The organism is Streptomyces sp. 5-10 (assembly GCF_014712245.1).
In the GTDB taxonomy this organism is placed as follows: Bacteria; Actinomycetota; Actinomycetes; order Streptomycetales; family Streptomycetaceae; genus Streptomyces; species Streptomyces violaceusniger.
In genome coordinates, this window is the sequence record NZ_JACVYG010000239.1 from 1 (window position 1) to 500 (window position 500).

Consider the following 500-nt stretch of genomic DNA (forward strand, 5'->3'; position numbering starts at 1 on the left):
TCGACTATCCGACCCCGCTGGCGCTCGCCCGCTATCTGCACGGCGAGCTCGGGACCACCGACGACGCCCTGTCGTTGGTGAATTCCAAGATCGAGGACATCGAATCACTGATCACCGGACTGCTCTCCGACGAGGCCAAGAAGGCCGGTGTCATGCTCCGTCTCCAGGGGCTGGTGGCGAAGTTCAACGGACTCGGTGGACAGACGGAGAACTCCACAGTGGCAGAGCAACTGGAATCCGCCTCTGCCGATGAGGTTCTCGACTTCATCAACGACGAACTCGGAATCTCCTAAGAAACCACGCCTTCACTGACTGCCGCTCCACAACCCCCAGTGAGGAAATCGAAGATGGCCACGGACGAGAAACTCCTCAAGTACCTCAAGCGGGTCACGGCCGAGCTGCACGACCTGCGGCAGCAGGTCGCGGGCAGTGCGGACGAGCCGATCGCGATCGTGGGTATGGCGTGCCGTCTGCCGGGTGGTGTGGCGAGCCCGGAGGAC

General features: G+C 62.4%; 1 protein-coding gene and 1 pseudogene. Both read left to right on the top strand.

Annotated features, from left to right (window positions below; all coding sequences use genetic code 11):
* A pseudogene (locus tag IEJ02_RS48000) lies at positions 1 to 293 on the top strand (hypothetical protein); the annotation flags it as partial.
* A 54-nt stretch (positions 294 to 347) separates the two neighbouring features.
* The coding region (locus IEJ02_RS48005; protein ID WP_191070535.1) for a polyketide synthase docking domain-containing protein at positions 348 to 500 on the top strand (153 nt) is incomplete at its 3' end.